17 protein-coding genes are annotated in these 17,291 nt (G+C 60.2%); 8 read left to right on the forward strand and 9 right to left on the reverse strand.

All coding sequences use genetic code 11. The features are described from left to right. Window positions 1–20 precede the first annotated feature (20 nt). The 3 genes from ACA052_RS24605 to mrcB are packed head-to-tail and all read right to left on the reverse strand — an operon-like array spanning window position 21 to window position 3,434. Entirely contained in the window at window positions 21–356 is a 336-nt protein-coding gene (locus ACA052_RS24605; protein ID WP_497650392.1) for a YqcC family protein, read from the reverse strand. Further along, window positions 356–1,093, reverse strand: coding sequence for a tetratricopeptide repeat protein (locus tag ACA052_RS24610; RefSeq protein ID WP_497647182.1), 738 nt, complete (start codon window positions 1,091–1,093; stop codon window positions 356–358). The genes ACA052_RS24605 and ACA052_RS24610 overlap by 1 nt, the downstream gene beginning before the upstream one ends. Window positions 1,094–1,109: 16 nt before the next feature. Further along, complete coding sequence (gene mrcB / locus ACA052_RS24615; RefSeq protein WP_497647183.1) at window positions 1,110–3,434, reverse strand: penicillin-binding protein 1B; 2,325 nt, start codon at window positions 3,432–3,434, stop codon at window positions 1,110–1,112. A gap of 116 nt (window positions 3,435–3,550) precedes the next feature. Here mrcB and ACA052_RS24620 point away from each other — a divergent pair, with 116 nt between their 5' ends. The 3 genes from ACA052_RS24620 to ACA052_RS24630 all read left to right on the forward strand — a co-directional run bounded on the left by ACA052_RS24620 (window position 3,551) and on the right by ACA052_RS24630 (window position 6,060). After that, entirely contained in the window at window positions 3,551–5,107 is a 1,557-nt protein-coding gene (locus ACA052_RS24620) for a bifunctional aminoglycoside phosphotransferase/ATP-binding protein (protein ID WP_497647184.1), read from the forward strand. A 91-nt stretch (window positions 5,108–5,198) separates the two neighbouring features. After that, a complete protein-coding gene (locus ACA052_RS24625) occupies window positions 5,199–5,543 on the forward strand; it encodes a pentapeptide repeat-containing protein (protein WP_497647185.1) in 345 nt (114 codons plus the stop codon). Window positions 5,544–5,787: 244 nt separating this feature from the next. Beyond that, a complete protein-coding gene (locus tag ACA052_RS24630) occupies window positions 5,788–6,060 on the forward strand; it encodes a TfoX/Sxy family protein (protein ID WP_009050884.1) in 273 nt (90 codons plus the stop codon). 265 nt (window positions 6,061–6,325) lie between these two features. Here ACA052_RS24630 and ACA052_RS24635 read toward each other — a convergent pair whose 3' ends face one another. From ACA052_RS24635 to ACA052_RS24650, 4 genes are read right to left on the reverse strand one after another with little or no spacing between them, the layout of a single operon-like run. Beyond that, complete coding sequence (locus ACA052_RS24635; protein ID WP_497647186.1) at window positions 6,326–7,177, reverse strand: ChaN family lipoprotein; 852 nt, start codon at window positions 7,175–7,177, stop codon at window positions 6,326–6,328. A 22-nt stretch (window positions 7,178–7,199) separates the two neighbouring features. Beyond that, complete coding sequence (locus ACA052_RS24640; RefSeq protein WP_497647187.1) at window positions 7,200–7,967, reverse strand: heme ABC transporter ATP-binding protein; 768 nt, start codon at window positions 7,965–7,967, stop codon at window positions 7,200–7,202. Next, entirely contained in the window at window positions 7,967–8,950 is a 984-nt protein-coding gene (locus tag ACA052_RS24645; RefSeq protein ID WP_497650393.1) for a FecCD family ABC transporter permease, read from the reverse strand. Before ACA052_RS24645 ends, ACA052_RS24640 begins: the two co-directional genes overlap by 1 nt. A 50-nt stretch (window positions 8,951–9,000) precedes the next feature. Continuing rightward, a complete protein-coding gene (locus tag ACA052_RS24650) occupies window positions 9,001–9,873 on the reverse strand; it encodes a heme/hemin ABC transporter substrate-binding protein (protein ID WP_497647188.1) in 873 nt (290 codons plus the stop codon). Between the two features lie 162 nt (window positions 9,874–10,035). Here ACA052_RS24650 and ACA052_RS24655 point away from each other — a divergent pair, with 162 nt between their 5' ends. Beyond that, the gene (locus ACA052_RS24655; protein ID WP_497647189.1) at window positions 10,036–10,353 is read left to right on the forward strand and encodes a Rieske (2Fe-2S) protein; all 318 of its coding nucleotides are present in this window, start codon (window positions 10,036–10,038) and stop codon (window positions 10,351–10,353) included. On the opposite strand, the gene sfsA is transcribed toward ACA052_RS24655, so the two are convergent. Both sfsA and ACA052_RS24665 read right to left on the reverse strand, forming a co-directional pair. Continuing rightward, window positions 10,350–11,057: a DNA/RNA nuclease SfsA gene (gene sfsA / locus ACA052_RS24660; protein ID WP_497647190.1), complete on the reverse strand. Its 708-nt coding sequence runs from the start codon at window positions 11,055–11,057 to the stop codon at window positions 10,350–10,352. The genes ACA052_RS24655 and sfsA overlap by 4 nt on opposite strands. Then, entirely contained in the window at window positions 11,057–12,229 is a 1,173-nt protein-coding gene (locus tag ACA052_RS24665; protein ID WP_497647191.1) for a pyridoxal phosphate-dependent aminotransferase, read from the reverse strand. The genes sfsA and ACA052_RS24665 overlap by 1 nt, the downstream gene beginning before the upstream one ends. 332 nt (window positions 12,230–12,561) lie before the next feature. Here ACA052_RS24665 and dksA point away from each other — a divergent pair, with 332 nt between their 5' ends. The 4 genes from dksA (at window position 12,562) to ACA052_RS24685 (ending at window position 17,288) form a co-directional block, all read left to right on the forward strand. Further along, window positions 12,562–13,005 carry an RNA polymerase-binding protein DksA gene (dksA, locus tag ACA052_RS24670; protein ID WP_008153293.1) on the forward strand — a complete coding sequence of 148 codons (444 nt, stop codon included), beginning with the start codon at window positions 12,562–12,564 and terminating at the stop codon, window positions 13,003–13,005. Window positions 13,006–13,207: 202 nt separating this feature from the next. After that, window positions 13,208–14,095 carry a tRNA glutamyl-Q(34) synthetase GluQRS gene (gene gluQRS, locus ACA052_RS24675; RefSeq protein WP_497647192.1) on the forward strand — a complete coding sequence of 296 codons (888 nt, stop codon included), beginning with the start codon at window positions 13,208–13,210 and terminating at the stop codon, window positions 14,093–14,095. A gap of 78 nt (window positions 14,096–14,173) precedes the next feature. Beyond that, on the forward strand, window positions 14,174–14,350 hold the full coding sequence (locus tag ACA052_RS24680; RefSeq protein WP_003176118.1) for a hypothetical protein: 177 nt from the start codon (window positions 14,174–14,176) through the stop codon (window positions 14,348–14,350). After that, complete coding sequence (locus tag ACA052_RS24685) at window positions 14,334–17,288, forward strand: sensor histidine kinase (RefSeq protein ID WP_497647193.1); 2,955 nt, start codon at window positions 14,334–14,336, stop codon at window positions 17,286–17,288. Before ACA052_RS24680 ends, ACA052_RS24685 begins: the two co-directional genes overlap by 17 nt. Window positions 17,289–17,291: the final 3 nt, after the last annotated feature.

Here is a 17,291-nt window from a genome sequence, read left to right on the forward strand (position 1 = left end):
GTCCTACACAGCTATCGGCGTCAGCGGGAGGCGGTGATCAGCAGATCGAATTCTTTGAGCAGGACCTGCAATTGCCGATCCCTGCCCTGGACATTGCGGGCGGCGAAAACCATTTCGGCCATCTCCTGAATTCCCGATGCGTTGGGCAGCGGCAGATCCTGCTCCAGGATAGTCTTCATGCGCGGCAGGAAGATCCATTGCAGCCACTGCTCGAAATCCAGTGTATCGACCGAGAATGGCTCGACACTGGAAAGCGCCTCAGCGGAGGGCGAGACTTCGTCCCACCAGCCCTGAATTCGCAGCTCGCGCTCGATCAACAGCAGCTGCTCGGCAATCTTCGGAAAACGAGCATCCATCACAGCGAAACCTTGGCCTTCTGACGAGCCAGTGCAGCGCCGGCGGAATCGCCCTGCTTCTCACGTGCCTGAGCGATCAAACCCCACAGGCTGGCTTGAAGATCCGGACGACCATTGGCCAGCGTCAAACCACGACGCGCGAACTGCTCGGCCTGTGCCGCATCGCCTTGAGCCATGCGTACCTGAGCCAGACGATAAAGCACTTGCGGCTCACGCGGCGCAACCCGCTGGGCGCGCTCAAGGCTGGACGAGGCACCATTGAGGTCACCGCCCGCCTGTTGCTGCTGAGCGGTGGTCAACAGCGCCAATACCGGACCATCGAGCTGCTCATCCGCAGACAGGCCGCCGCCGGTACTGGCCGAAGGAATTCCACTCGGCGTCGACGGCATGCTGTAGCTGCCTTGATTGATCGGAGCGGACTGGACCGGCGAGGTATCGATCGGCCCCGGGGTAATCGGGCCAGGGGTGATCGGCGCAGTGCTGATTGGCGCCGATGTCACTGCACCGCCACCTGGCACCATCACAACCACGCCGGTATCGCCTTGCGGGATCGCCTGAGTCTGGGCTTGCACAGGACGTTTGGTCGTCGTCTGACGGTAACCGCCATTTGCCGAAACACGTTCACTGTTCGAAACGGCGCTACCGGAATCCACAACCGGAATCGAACCGCGCTGTACGCTGGAGCAACCGCTGAGCAACGCCACTACGGTAACTGCTGGAATCAACCACTTGTTCACTTGAAACCCTCTTTGCTTAATTCATCCAGCCCTTGACCCAATCCATCACCGTTTCGCCGGAAACAGGGCTTTCGCCACCGCAAGCAGCACCGGGAGGCGGTTCACTGCCGCGAATATACGGCATCTGCACGGCACCTGGGCAGTTGGCATCAGAGCCTTGTCCGGTACGGGAATCGACCCACGCCTGAACAATGTTGTCGGGTTGCGGCATGTCCAGCGGCAGCGGATCGGCTTTGCGCATGAAGCTGGTCCAGACCTGCAACGCACCGGTTGCACCGGTGAACGGTGTTTTGCCGTTGTCGTCGCGGCCCAGCCAGACCACCGCCAGCAGATCCTGACTGAAACCGGCGAACCAACTGTCTCGCGAATCGTTACTGGTACCGGTCTTCCCAGCCAGCGTCAGGGTCTTCGGCAAGACGTTATAAACCGAACTGCCGGTCCCTTCACGCATGACCCGCTGCATGGCGCTCTGGATCAGGTAAATGGAGGCCGGATCGAAACGCTGCTGAATCTGGAACGGGTAACGCTTGAGCGGCTCTCCTTCGGCGGTCAGCACGCTGCGGATCCCGCGCATTGGCGTATTGAAACCACCGTTGGCGAGCGTCTGGTACATGGTGGCCACTTCGATCGGAGTCATTCCACCCGCACCCAGCAGCATCGACGGGAAGGCCGGGAACTCGCGCGTCACGCCCAGGCGCCCCAGGGTCTTCAAGACGTTCGGCACACCTACCGCCAACCCGAGACGCGCGGTCGACAAGTTGTAGGAATGGGCCAGGCCCTGGTACAGGAAAACGGTGCCATGGGAGCGACGATCATAGTTCTGTGGTTTCCAGACCTGACCGTCAGCGCCCTTGACCGAGAACGACTCGTCCGACAGCCAACTGGTCAAGGTGTACTGGCTCGGCTTCTCAAGGGCGGTCAGGTACACCGCCGGCTTGATCAACGAGCCGACAGGTCGCACGGCATCCAGCGCACGGTTGAAACCGGCAAAACTCGCCTGACGACTGCCGATCATGGCCTGGACTTCGCCGGTTTCCGGGTTGGTCACGACCATGGCCGCTTCCACATCATCCGCGCCTTTGCGCCCGGACAAACGCTTGAAGGTGTCGTTGACCGACGCTTCGGCTTTCATTTGCAGGATCGGATCGAAGCTGGTGAAGATCCGCAGGCCTTCTTCAGTCAAGTCTTCGTCGCGGTAGTCTTCGCGAAGCTGACGTTTAACCAGATCGATAAAACCCGGGAACGAGCTGTCGGCCAGTTTGCCGCGAGTGGTGACACCCAATGGCATTTTCTTCGCAGCAGCGACCTGCTCGGCGCTGGCGACGCCTTGCTGCTCAAGCACATCAAGCACCAGGTTGCGCCGCTCAAGCGCCCGCTCAGGATTGCGCCGCGGGTTGTAATAGGACGGTCCCTTGACCATGCCCACCAGCAAGGCTACCTGTTGTAATTTCAGCTCGGATAACGGCTGCCCGAAGAAAAACTGGCTAGCCAAGCCGAAACCGTGCACGGCCCGCTGACCATCCTGACCGACGAACACTTCATTGAGGTAAGCCTCAAGGATTTCTCGTTTGTCGTAATGCAGCTCAAGCAACATCGCCATCATGGCTTCGGTGAGTTTGCGGGTCAGGCTGCGCTCGCTGGTGAGGTAGAAGTTCTTGACCAACTGCTGCGTCAGCGTACTGCCGCCCTGGGTCATCTTGCCGCCAGAGGTGTTGACGTAGACGGCTCGTGCAATCGACTTGGGCGACACGCCCCAGTGGCTATAAAAATCCCGGTCTTCCACGGCGACCAGGGTTTCCAGCAGATACGGCGGGACCTGATCAATTTTGATCAGAATGCGATCTTCGAGATTTTTCGGGTAAATCCCGCCGATCAGCAGCGGTTCCAGCCGCACCACGGAAAGCTTTGAACCGTTCGTCGCCGAGAGTTCGGCCACGTAGTCACCGGAGAAACGCACACGCACCGGTTGAGCCTTCTCCAGACCTTCATAGAACTGGAAGCCACGGGTATTCAAGTCGACGGTATTGCCGTTGACCGCCGCAGCGCCGGGGCCGTTGCTCACGCTTTCGCGTCGATAACCCAACGCGTCGAGCTCGGTAAGGAAGTCATCCTTGCTCAACTTCTGGCCGGTGAACAGCTCCAGCGGGCGCGCATACACCTTGGCCGGGATCGTCCAACGCTTGCCGGAGAACTTCTCCTGGACGATGGCGTCGAGGTAAACCGCGAACCCGGCGAGCACCACAAGGCCGACCAGACTGAGTTTAAGGGCCCAGCCCAGCCAAGGGCGCAGGCCCTTGGAAGGTGGTTTTTTGGGAGTGCGGGGGGATCGAGTACGAGTCATGGCGGCGGATTATACGCACTTTATTCATACTCAACAGGCGCCCTCCGAGGTTTGCGTCAGACGGACTTGCAGCCATAATGGCGGCCTCGAATTTCTTAGACTCTGAAGGATCGCCTGTGAGCCAGTCCCTGATCGCCGCCCTGCAAAACCCTGCCCTCTACCCGCATCCTGTAGACGGATTCCAGGTTATCGAAACCCATATTTCCTGGGTCATCCTCACAGGTCCCTTTGCTTATAAAGTGAAGAAGCCGATGAATTTCGGCTTCCTCGACTTCACCACCCTCGATGCCCGTGAGCATTTCTGCGGTGAAGAGCTGCGTCTGAACCAGCGCCTGACCAATGATTTGTACCTCGAAGTATTGCCGATCACCGGAAGCGCCGAAGCGCCACAACTGGGCGGTGATGGCCCGGTCGTCGACTACGCCCTGAAAATGCGCCAGTTCCCACAGAGCCAGCTGCTGAGCACGCTGCAGGCCAACGGCGAATTGACCACCGCGCACATCGACGAGATGGCGGTACAGATTGCTCAATTCCATCTTACGGCCCCGAAAGTACCGGCCGAACACGAAGCCGGCACTCCGGACAGCGTGATGGCGCCAGTGCGCCAGAATTTCGACCAGATCCGCCCATTCCTCAGCGACAAGGCCGATCTGCTGCAACTCGACGCCCTGCAAGCCTGGGCTGAAAGCAGCTTCGAACGCCTCAAGCCACTGTTCGCCCAACGCAAGGCTGACGGCTTTATCCGCGAATGCCACGGCGACATCCATTTGGGTAATGCCACCGTGATCGATGGCAAGGTCGTGATCTTCGACTGCATCGAGTTCAACGAACCGTTCCGCTTCACCGACGTTTATGCCGACACCGGTTTCCTCGCGATGGACCTGGAAGACCGCGGCCTGAAAAGCCTGGCACGTCGCTTCATCAGCCAATACCTGGAGCTGACCGGCGACTACCAGGGTCTTGAGTTGCTGAACTTCTATAAAGCCTACCGTGCACTGGTTCGCGCCAAGGTCAGCCTGTTCAGCATGCCGGCCGAGGCCGACCCCGTGCAGCGCGCCACCACCCTGCGCCAGTACCGCAACTATGCCAACCTCGCAGAAAGCTACAGCACCATTCCTTCGCGCTTCATGGCCATCACCCACGGTGTTTCGGCTGTCGGCAAGAGCCACGTGGCCATGCGTCTGGTTGAAGCGCTGGGCGCCATTCGCCTGCGCTCCGATGTAGAACGCAAACGCCTGTTCGGCGAGCAAACCGTCGCGAACGACCCACAGGCCGGCATCTATAGTGCTGACGCTAGCGCCGCCACTTACACTCGCCTGCATGAAATCGCCGCCGTGATCCTGCGCGCCGGTTTCCCGGTCGTGATCGATGCCACCTACCTCAAGCGTGACCAGCGCGATGGCGCAGCGAAAATTGCCGAGGCCACCGGCGCGCCGTTCCTGATCCTCGATTGCAATGCGCCGCAAGCGGTGATCGAGACCTGGCTGGCCCTGCGCCAGGCAGACAAAAAGGATCCGTCCGACGCCAACCTGGCCGTTATCGAAGCACAGCAGGCGAGTCGCGAAGCGCTGACACCGGCAGAAATTCTCTGCAGCAAACGCGTGCAAACCAATGAAAGCGGGACTCTCGACACCGTCGTGGCACAGATCCGCCAACGCCTGCCGGGCCTCTGAGAAAGTATTTCAGCCGTGTAGCCCTCGCCGGCTTCACGGCTGTCAAATAGTGGCACTATACTGGCGTCATAAAACCATCAGGTGATGTGACATGAGCCAGCCCAAACTTCTCGACACTCCGCTTTATGCCTTGCTGCACAAAGACGACATCACAGGTTTTAACAAGGAGCGTCCCTTGGACGGCCCTATCGACATGGTCGGCGGTGACTTCCGGGGCCTGGATCTTCGCGAATTGAATGCCGAGGGTGTCGACTTCACCGATGCGTACTTCCGCTCTGCCGACCTGCGCGGCATCGACTTTCGTAATGCCTCTCTTGAAGGCGCGAGCCTGGCCCATGCGCAGATATCCGGTGCCTACTTTCCGCCAGAGCTGAGTGCCGATGAGATTCTGATGTCGATGAACTTCGGGACACGCCTGCGTTACCGCACTCGCTAAAAGCGACCTGCAACCGACAAGTCCGGCGCCCCTTCGATTCGCGCTGGGCTCTGTGCATCGCCCGCCTGAAAGCTGATTCCCTCTCCTCTTTTCCTACAGCGCTCGCGGATTTTACTGACACGCCAGGGTTGGCCGCTTAGAAGCTTTTGCGCCGAAACCGACCAAACAATCACGCTTTTCCTACTGATGGCTACACTCCTGAGAAGCTCGCCCACGCTCCGTTCGGCTGTCGCAAGGAGGCTTGATGAATGATGAATTGCAACACCTGAAGAATCTTGGCAAGACGTCGGCGCAGTGGCTGCATGCCGTGGGCATTCACAGCGCTTCGGACTTGCGTCGCCTGGGGGCGGTGGATGCTTATCGGGCCGTGCGCACGCGCGGATTCAGAGCGTCCAAGGTGTTGTTGTATGCGATTGAAGGCGCCTTGATGGATGTGCATTGGAACGACATCCCCGCCGAGCGCAAGGAAGCACTGAACAAGCAACTGGATGCGATTTCTTCGCGCCATAAAAACTGAACAGGTGAATGGCGCTGTAGACAGCAGCCTGCCGCCCAATGATTACGGGGCTTTCCAACGAGCAGGTGGCGAATTTCAAGTAATTGAGAAATCAGCGGTTGACTTGGTAATGAGAATCGCTATGATTATCACAACTGGTCGCGAGACTGGTCGATATTTGAAAAGCCCTTGGTTCGGACTCTCAGATATCTCCTCATCAGGCTAATCACGGTTATTTGACCCGGCTCTTGCCGGGTCTTTTTTTGCCTGTCGAAACGACACCCGCTCATTTACCGAATTGCTTACGCATCTGCGCACAGTAATCCTGCACGGGCGTGGCAGGCGTGTACCAAACATAATCGGCCATCGCCGCCGTAACCTCACCGCCCTGCTGCGCCAGCATCAATACAACTGGCGCCTGCGTCGCTCCAAGATCCAGCGCATGGATCGGCACGCCGACATCCTTTCGCGCATGGTAAGCACCGGCAAACAGTAATGACGGCGTAGGCGCCGCCAGCAGACGCTCAGCCATCCGCCGATCACGTTGCTGCTGCACCGCTAGCATCGCCGGCATTTGCGATTGCGGCAGCAGGCCGCAGTGAGACTCGCTGACTTGCTCCAACAGTTCGTCCCTGACGGAAGCAGCGTTGGAGCGCGACCCACTCAGCGCCGGAGGTTTGGCGTAGACACTACGGACTTCAACCGTGTCCAGATTGGCCGCCAGCAACGGGTATGGCTGAGCCAAGGCGAACCGCAGGATCGGCCCGTACAATTCCCAATCCCAGCCAGGTTGCCAGGCTAATGCAGCGGGCAAATCCACTGGCGGTGTCGACGCGTGGCGAACGTCATCGACGCGCAGTTGTTGATCCGGCGTGAGCATTTCCAGCAGCAGACTGCCTTGTGGTCGCTGCTCTGCCAACGACTTCAGCAACCACAATTGCAGTGCATGGTGATCGCGATTGTCATGCTGCTCGCCCACGATCAGCCGCGCAGGCTCGGCCAATCGGGCCACCAACTCCTGCGCCGTGAGGACCTGTCCGCTGCGCAAGTCGCGAATTTCGCCCGCAATCGGCGGTGGCGCCGATGCGTGCTGACAGGCACTCAACAACAGCAAGGCCAGCATCAGGATCCCACGCATGTACTCACCTCCCTTGAAAAGCTCAGCGGGCGATGATCAGCGGATGCCCACGCTCCGGATGCTGCTGCACCAGCACTTCCAGCCCGAACACTGCCTTGAGCGGTTCTGGACGCAACACCTGCTCCGGCGTATCGAGCGCCACCGGGCGCCCGCCTTCGAGCAGCAACAAGCGATCACAATAGCGCGCCGCCAGGTTTAGATCATGCAGGATCACCAACACCGCCGCGCCGCGGCCGGCAAACTCGCGCACCGCTTGCAGGGTGGTGTGCTGGTGCAACGGATCGAGCATCGAAGTCGGTTCGTCGAGCAACAAGGTCTGCCCGGCTTCACCCGGCCAGAGCTGCGCCAGTACCCGCGCCAGATGCACCCGTTGCCGTTCTCCACCGGATAAGGCCAGGTAGCTGCGACCGCTCAAATGCCTGGCATCGGCAGCGAGTAATGCGGCGGCGACGATTTCATCATCACGGACCCGACCGCTCTGGTAAGGCAAACGCCCCATGCCGACCACTTCTTCCACGCGAAAGGCAAAGTCCAGCGTCGACACCTGCGGCAGTACGGCCAATCGCCGGGCTCGCAGCATGCCGCCCCAATGACTCAATTCGCGGTCATCCAGCCAGACACTGCCCTGATCAGCCTGCAGCTCGCCACACAAAGCGCCGAGCAAGGTGCTCTTGCCGGCGCCGTTAGGCCCCAGCACACCGAGCACTTCGCCCGGTTTGAGCTCAAGCGTGATATTCGCCAGGACGATTTTTTGACCCCGGCGGATCTGCAAATTCTGCGTTCGCAACATCAGGCACGCCCTCTGAGCAATAAATACAGAAAGAACGGCGCACCGATGAAAGCCGTGACGATCCCGATCGGCAATTCGGCCGGCGCCAGGGCCAGTCGCGCCACCAGATCGGCAAACAACAGAAGACTCGCACCTGCCAGCACCGAGGCGGGCAACAGCACCCGATGATCGGGTCCGGCCAGCAGTCGCACCAGATGGGGCACCACCAGGCCAACAAAGCCGATCATCCCTGCTGCCGCTACTGCCGCGCCGACACCCAGCGCCGTGCAGAACACCAACTCGCGTTTGAGGCCTTCGACGTCGATGCCCAAGTGACCGGCTTCCGACTCCCCCAGCAACAATGCATTCAAGGCTTTGGCCCGTCGCGGCAGCCACAGCGCCACACCGACGCTGATCAGCAGCAACGGCCAGAGCCGCGAGTAGCTCGCACCGTTGAGACTGCCCAGGTTCCAGAACGTAAGCGTGCGCAGGGTCGCGTCGTCTGCCAGATAGGTGAACAGCCCGACAGCCGAGCCGGCCAGCGCGGTCAGGGCAATACCCGCCAGCAACATGGTCGCGACATGGGTCTGGCCGTTGCGCCGGCCGAGTCGGTACACCAGCGACGTGACGCCAAGCCCGCCCAGAAAAGCGCAGAGCGATAACAGATACGGTCCGAAGGATTCAGGCAGACCACCGAAGGCCGAGCCGCCGACAATCGCTATCGCCGCGCCCAGTGCTGCACCGCTGGAAACGCCCACCAGCCCAGGGTCCGCCAGCGGATTACGAAACAATCCCTGCATCGCCACCCCTGACAACGCCAGCACACCGCCCACCGCCAACCCCAACAAGGTGCGCGGCAGGCGAATCTGCCCGAGGATCAGTTCAGCCTGTTCCAACCCGTCAGGCGCAATGGGCAGGCCGATCATGCGTAACGCCGCGTGCAAGGTATCGAGCAGCGGCAGGCTCACCGGTCCCAGCGCCAACGACAGCCAGATCGCCAGCAAGCACAGCAGGCTCAGACCAACGAACAACGTACGAGGTTTTACCAGGACGGTCATTGGGCGGCAGTGCCGGGGTAGAAGCTGTCACTGATGTTCTTCAATGCATCCGGCAGCCGTGGACCGAGCCCGCCCACCAGCAGCGTCGGATCAAGCTCCATGACGCGTCCATCCTTGGCGGCGCGGGTCGAGGACAGAGCCGGATTTTCCTTGAACAACGCCGCACGCGCAGCGTCGCCGGTCAATGCACGATCGGCAAATACCAACACCTCGGGGTCCAGGCTGACCAGGGACTCGACAGAGAACGGTTTGTAACCCGTATGGGTTGCCAGGTTGTGCCCTCCGGCCTGTCGCAACAGCCAGTCGGCGGCGGTGTCTTTTCCAGCGATGAGCGGCTTGCCGCCCGCGTGACCGATCAGCACCAGCACGCCCGGTGATTTTTGTGTCAGTTGCGCTTTGGTGATCCGGATCTTTTGTTGTTCGAGCTGTTGCTGATAAGTCTGGTACATCTGCGAAGCCCGCTCTTCAGCGCCGAGCAACTTGCCCAAATGCTGCAAATTACCCTGCAACGCCGACAGGTCCGGCTGGGCCGAGAACAGTTCAACCTGCACGCCGGCATTGCGGATCTGCGAAAGCACCGACGGTGGTCCCATTTCTTCGGTGCCGACCAGAATCTGCGGGCGTAAGCTCAAGATGCCTTCCGCTGACAATTGACGCTGATAACCAATGCTCGGCAACGCCTTGAGGGATTCGGGGTGCTGGCTGGTGGTATCGACCCCGACCAGTTTCGACTCACCGCCCAGCGCACTGACCCACTCCGACAGCGCGCCCCCGGCACTGACCCAGCGTTGTGGCAACTCGGCCGCTGCGGCGTGATGGCTGACGAGGAGTCCGACACAGAGCGCAACAACGCGGGTACTCAGGCGCATAAACAGCTTCCTTAAAGGTTTTCCCGGACATCGAGATGACAGGCCAAGTATCCTTGGCATCCGGCACTAGCGCCGACGGGCGAAGCAGCCATTTGATAATTGTTTGCATTTGAACGTCAAGCTCAGACATTTCCTACGACGCGGCGAAATTTGAGGATAGACATGAAGTTGCTTTGCACGGGTGCCGAACTGGCGGGCGACAGCAGTCGCGGTTTCGAGATTGACGGTCAAAAGCTTTTTGCCGTGCGCCGGGGCGGCCAGGTTTATGTCTACATCAATCGATGCCCGCACCGCGGGGTCGGGCTGGAATGGACACCCGACCAGTTTCTCGACCCCAGCAACAGCCTGATTCAGTGCGCCACCCACGGCGCACTGTTTCTGATCGAGGACGGTGAATGCGTCTCCGGTCCGTGCGCCGGACAATCCCTGACCGCCGTCGCCTGCCGTGAAGACGAGCAAGGGGTCTGGATCAGTCTTTAAATCAACACGTCGAGCCGCCGATCGACCACCATTTCTTCGTGGCTCAAGCGCACACCGTAAGCCAGCAACTCGACCCCGCACGCCACCGCCTCACGCAACGCCGCCGCGTAGGCCGAATCGATTTCTTCTGCAGGACGCACGGCATCGATGCCGCTGAGGTTCACGCAATACAACTGCACCGCACGAATCCCGTCCCTGGCCAAATGGGCCAGTTCCCGCAAATGCTTGGCCCCGCGTTGCGTCACCGCATCCGGAAACGCCGCCACCGCAGAGCCATCGAAGCCCAGGGTCACGCTTTTGACTTCCACATACGCCGGTCCGGCCGGGTAATCGAGACGGAAATCGATGCGGCTACTTTCCTGACCGTAGGCCACTTCGCGCCTCAGTTCGGTAAAGCCATTGAGTTCGGTGATGACGTCAGCCCGCAGCGCCTCCTCAATCAAGCCGTTGGCCCGTCCGGTGTTGACGCAAAACAGGCGCCCCTGTGGGGTTTCGCCGATTTCCCAGGTGCCAGGCAACTTGCGCTTGGGATCGTTGGAACGGCTGAACCAGACCTGCCCTCCTTCGACCTGACAGTTGAGCATCGAGCCGGTGTTCGGACAGTGGATTGTCAGCAACTCGCCGTCAACGGTTTCGATATCGGCGAGAAAACGCTTGTAACGTCGGATCAGGCGACCTTCTTCGAGGGGAGGATGAAAACGCATCAGCCTTGCCAGCTCTTCAAGCCGCGAGCAATCCGCTCGACCGCTTCCTGCAGGCGAGGGAGGCTTTGGGTGTAGGCAAAGCGCACATGATGCCCGGCCTGATAGCGACCAAAGTCCAGCCCCGGCGTAATCGCCACATGCTCGGTTTCGAGAAAATACCGGCAGAATGCGAAGGCATCGCCGCCGAATTTGCTGATATCGGCGTACAAGTAGAACGCCCCTTCCGGTTCCACCGCGATGTTGAAGCCCAGCTCACGCAAGGCGGGTAGCAGATAATCCCGACGCCGTCCGAACTCGGCGCGGCGCTCTTCGAGAATGCTGATGGTCGCCGGTTCGAAGCAGGCCAGCGCGGCGTGCTGAGCCATGCTCGGGGCGCTGATGTAGAGATTTTGCGCCAGCTTTTCCAGCTCACCCACGGCCGCTTCAGGCGCGACCAGCCACCCGAGGCGCCATCCGGTCATGCCGAAGTATTTGGAAAAGCTATTCAAGACAAAGGCGCTGTCATCGACTTCCAGAACGCTGGCCGCATCGGTGCCGTAGGTCAGGCCGTGATAAATCTCGTCCACTACCAGATGGCCGTGGCGCTGCTTGATAGCGGCGGACAGCCCGGCCAACTCGTCGCGGGTCAAAATTGTCCCGGTCGGATTCGCCGGCGACGCCACCAGGGCGCCAACACTGTCGTGATCCCAATGGCGCGCCACCAGATCCGGGGTCAGCTGATAGCGCACGTCCGGCCCCACAGGAACAAGCTGCGCCGCGCCTTCGACCAGCCGCAGGAAGTGGCGATTGCAGGGATAACCCGGGTCCGCCAGCAACCAGTGTTTGCCCGGGTCCACCAGCAAGGCGCTGGCCAGCAGGAGTGCGCCGGAACCGCCGGGGGTGATGAGGATTCGCTGCGGATCGATGTTCAACCCATAACGTTGCTGATAAAAGCCCGAAATGGCTTCCCGCAACTCAGGAATGCCACGCGCAGCGGTGTATCGGGTCTTACCCGCCGTCAGGGCGGCCTGGCCGGCCTGGATGATGGGCTCGGCCGTGGTGAAATCCGGCTCGCCGATCTCCAGGTGGATGACATCGTGGCCGGCCGCTTGCAATTCATTGGCCCGCGCCAGCAACGCCATCACATGGAAAGGTTCGATTGCGCGACTGCGGGCACTGTAGGACTGAGCCATTGGCCTTCCTTCAACGGGGAAAAAAATCGATTCTACCCAAGCGCAGGAACGAGCGAGAACCTAAAGCGGTCAGACCCTTATAACTCTGGTCTCAAACGACTCAAGCGTGTGCCCCAGGTTTGACTAAAATCAATATTTGAACAGGTCTCCAGCACCACCAGACAAGGCTTTGCAATCATTTGCAAGCCCGCCGGGCCACTACCTCGACATCCGGGAGTAGCGCGGTCCGATTTGATCTGGTAAGTTCGCCCGCTTGCAGCCGCAGGGCCGGCAGGTGTCGGTGATGGAGCAATCCTGCGCAATGGATTACAAGAGTAGAGGCGGTCTATTTCATGTCCACCCAAGCAAAGCAACAGCAAAACCAGTCGATCAGCGGCTTCGAACCCTACAAAGAAGTTAAGGGCGAGGAGTACATGGGCAAGCCCATGCGCGCTCACTTCACCAAGATCCTGAACAAGTGGAAGCAGGACTTGATGCAGGAAGTCGACCGTACGGTTGATCACATGAAAGACGAAGCAGCCAACTTCCCTGATCCGGCAGATCGTGCCAGCCAGGAAGAAGAATTCAGCCTCGAATTGCGCGCCCGCGACCGCGAGCGCAAGTTGATCAAGAAAATCGACAAGACGCTTCAGCTGATCGAAGACGAAGAATATGGCTGGTGCGAGTCCTGCGGCGTCGAAATCGGCGTCAAGCGACTGGAAGCCCGCCCTACCGCCGACATGTGTGTTGACTGCAAGACCCTGGCGGAAATCAAGGAAAAGCAAGTCGGCAAGTAATCTCGACTTGAACGAAGAACGGAGCGTGCGAACGCTCCGTTTTTGTTTCTGATATTTGCCACCACAGCGAACCCTGTGGGAGCGGGCTTGCTCGCGAAGGGGCCATCAGCGTCAACATCTATGTTGCCTGACCCACCGCTTTCGCAAGCAAGCCCGCTCCCACAGGGGTCTGGCGCAAGCCTGGAAAAGTAACGTCGCCCTTATGACTGCCACCTCATACATCGGTCGCTTCGCCCCCACGCCCAGTGGGCATCTGCATTTCGGTTCTCTGGTTGCAGCGCTGGCCTCGTACCTCGACGCGCGCTCGGTGGGCGGCCGCTGGCTGATGCGCATGGAAGATCTCGATCCGCCCCGGGAAGAGCCCGGCGCCCAGGTGGCCATCCTCAAGGCACTGGAAAGCTACGGTTTTGAATGGGACGGCGAAATGGTCCGCCAGAGCGACCGGCACGACGCCTATGCCGAAGTCCTCAATCGCCTGTTCAATCACGGTCTGGCCTACGCCTGCACCTGCTCGCGCAAACAACTTGAGCCGTATAAGGGTATTTATCCGGGGCTTTGCCGCAACGCCGGTCATGGCCCTGAAAATGCCGCGATTCGCTTGCGCGTCCCCGAGCTGGAATACCACTTCATCGATCGCGTGCAGGGCGAATATCGCCAACACCTGGGACGGGAAGTCGGTGATTTTGTGATTCGCCGCCGCGACGGGCTCTACGCCTATCAATTGGCGGTGGTGCTCGATGACGCCTGGCAGGGCATCACCGATATCGTCCGTGGCGCCGACCTGCTCGACTCCACGCCTCGACAGCTTTACCTGCAAGAACTGCTCGGCCTGCGCCAGCCGCGATATCTGCACATCCCGCTGATTACCCAGCCCGATGGCAACAAACTTGGCAAATCCTACCGCTCGCCGCCGCTGACCGAAGATCAGGCGACACCGTTGTTGCTGCGTGCCTTACGCGCACTGGGCCAGAATCCCGGGCCGGAACTGGCATACGCAACGCCCCGGGAAGTGCTGAACTGGGGGATCACCCACTGGGATGCGCTGCAGATCCCGCGCACACTGAGCCTGCCCGAGGCGCAACTGCAGTGATCGCGCTTGCAGTGGCGCGCCCATCCGTTACCATCGCCGCACGTTTTCGGGCACGCGCATAAATAAAGAGAGGCCGGGATGTACATCTATCGCTTGGTCCTGCTCCTGGTAGTGGGGATTTATCTGTTTTCCCCGGCCATCATGGATTGGTGGATCGACGCCACTGGCGCCTGGTATCGCCCTTATTTGCTCTGGCTGATCCTGATCGTCGTGACTTTCATCCTGCAGAGCCAAAAAGATGCCGATGAGCTTTAGCCTGACCCAGATGATCCTGATCAGCGCCGCGTACCTGGCGGTGCTGTTCGGTGTGGCATGGGTCAGCGAACGGGGCATGATCCCCCGGGCGATCATTCGCCACCCACTGACGTACACCCTGTCGCTGGGGGTTTATGCCAGTGCCTGGGCGTTTTACGGCACGGTCGGCCTGGCCTATCAATATGGCTATGGCTTCCTGTCCAGCTACCTCGGGGTTTCCGGGGCGTTTCTGCTGGCACCGGTGTTGTTGTATCCGATCCTGAAAATCACCCGCACTTATCAGCTGTCGTCCCTGGCCGACCTGTTCGCGTTCCGTTTCCGCAGCACCTGGGCGGGCGCACTGACCACGATTTTCATGTTTATTGGTGTGCTGCCGCTGCTGGCCTTGCAGATACAAGCCGTGGCCGACTCCATTGGCATCCTGACCCGCGAGCCGGTGCAGCATCGCGTGGCGTTGAGCTTCTGCGCGCTGATTACGTTGTTCACGATTTTCTTCGGCTCACGCCACATCGCTACCCGCGAAAAACACGAAGGCCTGGTATTCGCGATTGCCTTCGAATCCGTGATCAAGCTGATCGCCATTGGCGGTGTCGGGCTGTATGCCCTTTATGGTGTATTCGACGGCCCGCAACAGCTCGAGCTGTGGCTGCTGCAAAACCAGACCGCCCTCGCCGCCCTGCACACACCTCTGCAGGAAGGCCCTTGGCGCACACTGCTGCTGGTGTTCTTCGCCTCGGCGATCGTGATGCCGCACATGTACCACATGACATTCACCGAAAACCTCAATCCGCGCTCCTTGGTAAGTGCGAGCTGGGGTTTGCCGCTGTTCCTGCTGTTGATGAGCCTGGCCGTGCCGCTGATTCTCTGGGCGGGCCTGAAACTCGGCGCCACCACCAATCCGGAATATTTCACGCTGGGCATCGGCATCGCCGCCAACAATAAAGCCCTGGCGCTTTTGGCGTATGTCGGCGGGCTGTCAGCCGCCAGCGGGCTGATCATCGTGACCACGCTGGCGCTGTCGGGGATGGCCCTCAATCACCTGGTGCTGCCGCTGTATCAGCCGCCGGCCGAAGGCAACATCTACCGCTGGCTGAAGTGGACCCGCCGGGCGCTGATTGTCGCCATCATCATGGCTGGCTACGGTTTCTACCTGTTGCTGGGCGCCGAACAAGACCTGGCCAACCTCGGCATCGTCGCGTTCGTGGCCACCCTGCAATTCCTGCCGGGCGTACTCTCGGTCCTGTATTGGCCGACCGCCAACCGTCGTGGTTTCATCGCGGGTTTGCTGGCGGGGATTCTGGTCTGGCTGGTGACCATGCTGTTGCCGCTGGTAGGCAATCTGCAAGGCTTCTACATTCCACTGTTGAACATGATCTACGTGCTGGACGACACCAGTTGGCACATGGCAGCGATTGCCTCGCTGGCCGCCAACGTGCTGATGTTCACCCTGATCTCGCTGTTCACCAACGCCAGCACCGAAGAGGCCAGCGCCGCCGAAGCCTGCGCCGTGGACAACGTGCGTCGCCCCCAGCGCCGCGAATTGCACGCGGCGTCGCCTCAGGAATTCGCCACGCAACTGGCCAAACCATTGGGCGCCAAGGCGGCACAGAAAGAAGTCGAGCAGGCCTTGCGCGATCTTTATTTGCCGTTCGACGAGCGCCGGCCGTATGCCTTGCGCCGCTTGCGCGACCGGATCGAGGCCAACCTCTCCGGCTTGATGGGGCCGAGCGTGGCCCAGGACATGGTCGAGACGTTCCTGCCTTATAAGGCTGGCGGCGAAAACTATGTCACGGAAGACATCCACTTCATCGAAAGTCGCCTTGAGGATTACCACTCGCGCCTGACCGGCCTGGCCGCCGAACTCGATGCGCTGCGCCGCTACCACCGCCAGACCTTGCAGGAACTGCCGATGGGCGTCTGCTCGCTGGCCAAGGATCAGGAAATCCTCATGTGGAACAAAGCCATGGAGGAACTGACCGGGATAGCCGCACAGCGTGTGGTCGGCTCGCGGTTGAGCACCATTGCCGATCCGTGGAAAGAACTGCTGCAAGGCTTCATCAATCTGCCGGACGAACACCTGCACAAACAGCACTTGGCGCTCGATGGCCAGACCCGCTGGCTGAACCTGCACAAAGCGGCAATCGATGAACCACTCGCCCCTGGTAACAGCGGCCTGGTGTTACTGGTAGAAGACCTGACCGAAACCCAGATGCTCGAAGACAAACTGGTGCATTCCGAGCGTCTGGCGAGTATCGGTCGACTGGCCGCCGGGGTAGCCCATGAAATCGGCAATCCCATCACCGGGATCGCCTGCCTCGCGCAAAACCTGCGCGAAGAACGGGAAGACGATGGCGAGCTGAAGGAAATCAGCGGGCAGATTCTTGAGCAGACCAAACGCGTATCGCGCATCGTTCAATCGCTGATGAGTTTCGCCCATGCCGGCAGTCATCAGCACAGTGACGAGCCCGTCTGTCTGGCCGAAGTGGCCCAGGATGCGATAGGCCTGCTGGCCCTGAACCGACGCAATTTCGAAGTGCAGTTCTACAACCTGTGCGACCCCGATCACTGGGTCGAAGGCGACCCGCAACGACTCGCCCAAGTGTTGATCAACCTGCTCTCAAACGCCCGCGACGCCTCGCCTCCCGGCAGTGCGGTACGGGTCAAGAGCGAAGCCGGCGAACACACGGTCGACCTGATCGTGGAAGACGAAGGCAGCGGCATTCCGAAGAACATCATGGATAGATTGTTCGAACCTTTCTTCACCACCAAGGACCCTGGTGAAGGCACCGGTCTGGGCCTTGCACTGGTCTATTCCATCGTTGAAGAGCATTATGGACAAATCACCATCGACAGCCCGGCTGATGTTCAAAGCCAACGCGGCACCCGTATCCGGGTGACTTTACCGCGTCATGTCGAAGCGACGTCCGCTGTGAACTGAGAC

Source organism: Pseudomonas sp. LBUM1644, assembly GCF_059716195.1.

Coding starts and splice junctions, on each gene's coding strand:
- ACA052_RS24605 (WP_497650392.1), bottom strand. CDS start 356: ATGGATGCTCGTTTTCCGAAGATTGCCGAGCAGCTGCTGTTGATCGAG.
- mrcB (WP_497647183.1), bottom strand. CDS start 3,434: ATGACTCGTACTCGATCCCCCCGCACTCCCAAAAAACCACCTTCCAAG.
- ACA052_RS24625 (WP_497647185.1), top strand. CDS start 5,199: ATGAGCCAGCCCAAACTTCTCGACACTCCGCTTTATGCCTTGCTGCAC.
- ACA052_RS24630 (WP_009050884.1), top strand. CDS start 5,788: ATGAATGATGAATTGCAACACCTGAAGAATCTTGGCAAGACGTCGGCG.
- ACA052_RS24635 (WP_497647186.1), bottom strand. CDS start 7,177: ATGCGTGGGATCCTGATGCTGGCCTTGCTGTTGTTGAGTGCCTGTCAG.
- ACA052_RS24640 (WP_497647187.1), bottom strand. CDS start 7,967: ATGTTGCGAACGCAGAATTTGCAGATCCGCCGGGGTCAAAAAATCGTC.
- ACA052_RS24650 (WP_497647188.1), bottom strand. CDS start 9,873: ATGCGCCTGAGTACCCGCGTTGTTGCGCTCTGTGTCGGACTCCTCGTC.
- ACA052_RS24655 (WP_497647189.1), top strand. CDS start 10,036: ATGAAGTTGCTTTGCACGGGTGCCGAACTGGCGGGCGACAGCAGTCGC.
- sfsA (WP_497647190.1), bottom strand. CDS start 11,057: ATGCGTTTTCATCCTCCCCTCGAAGAAGGTCGCCTGATCCGACGTTAC.
- ACA052_RS24665 (WP_497647191.1), bottom strand. CDS start 12,229: ATGGCTCAGTCCTACAGTGCCCGCAGTCGCGCAATCGAACCTTTCCAT.
- dksA (WP_008153293.1), top strand. CDS start 12,562: ATGTCCACCCAAGCAAAGCAACAGCAAAACCAGTCGATCAGCGGCTTC.
- gluQRS (WP_497647192.1), top strand. CDS start 13,208: ATGACTGCCACCTCATACATCGGTCGCTTCGCCCCCACGCCCAGTGGG.
- ACA052_RS24680 (WP_003176118.1), top strand. CDS start 14,174: ATGTACATCTATCGCTTGGTCCTGCTCCTGGTAGTGGGGATTTATCTG.
- ACA052_RS24685 (WP_497647193.1), top strand. CDS start 14,334: ATGCCGATGAGCTTTAGCCTGACCCAGATGATCCTGATCAGCGCCGCG.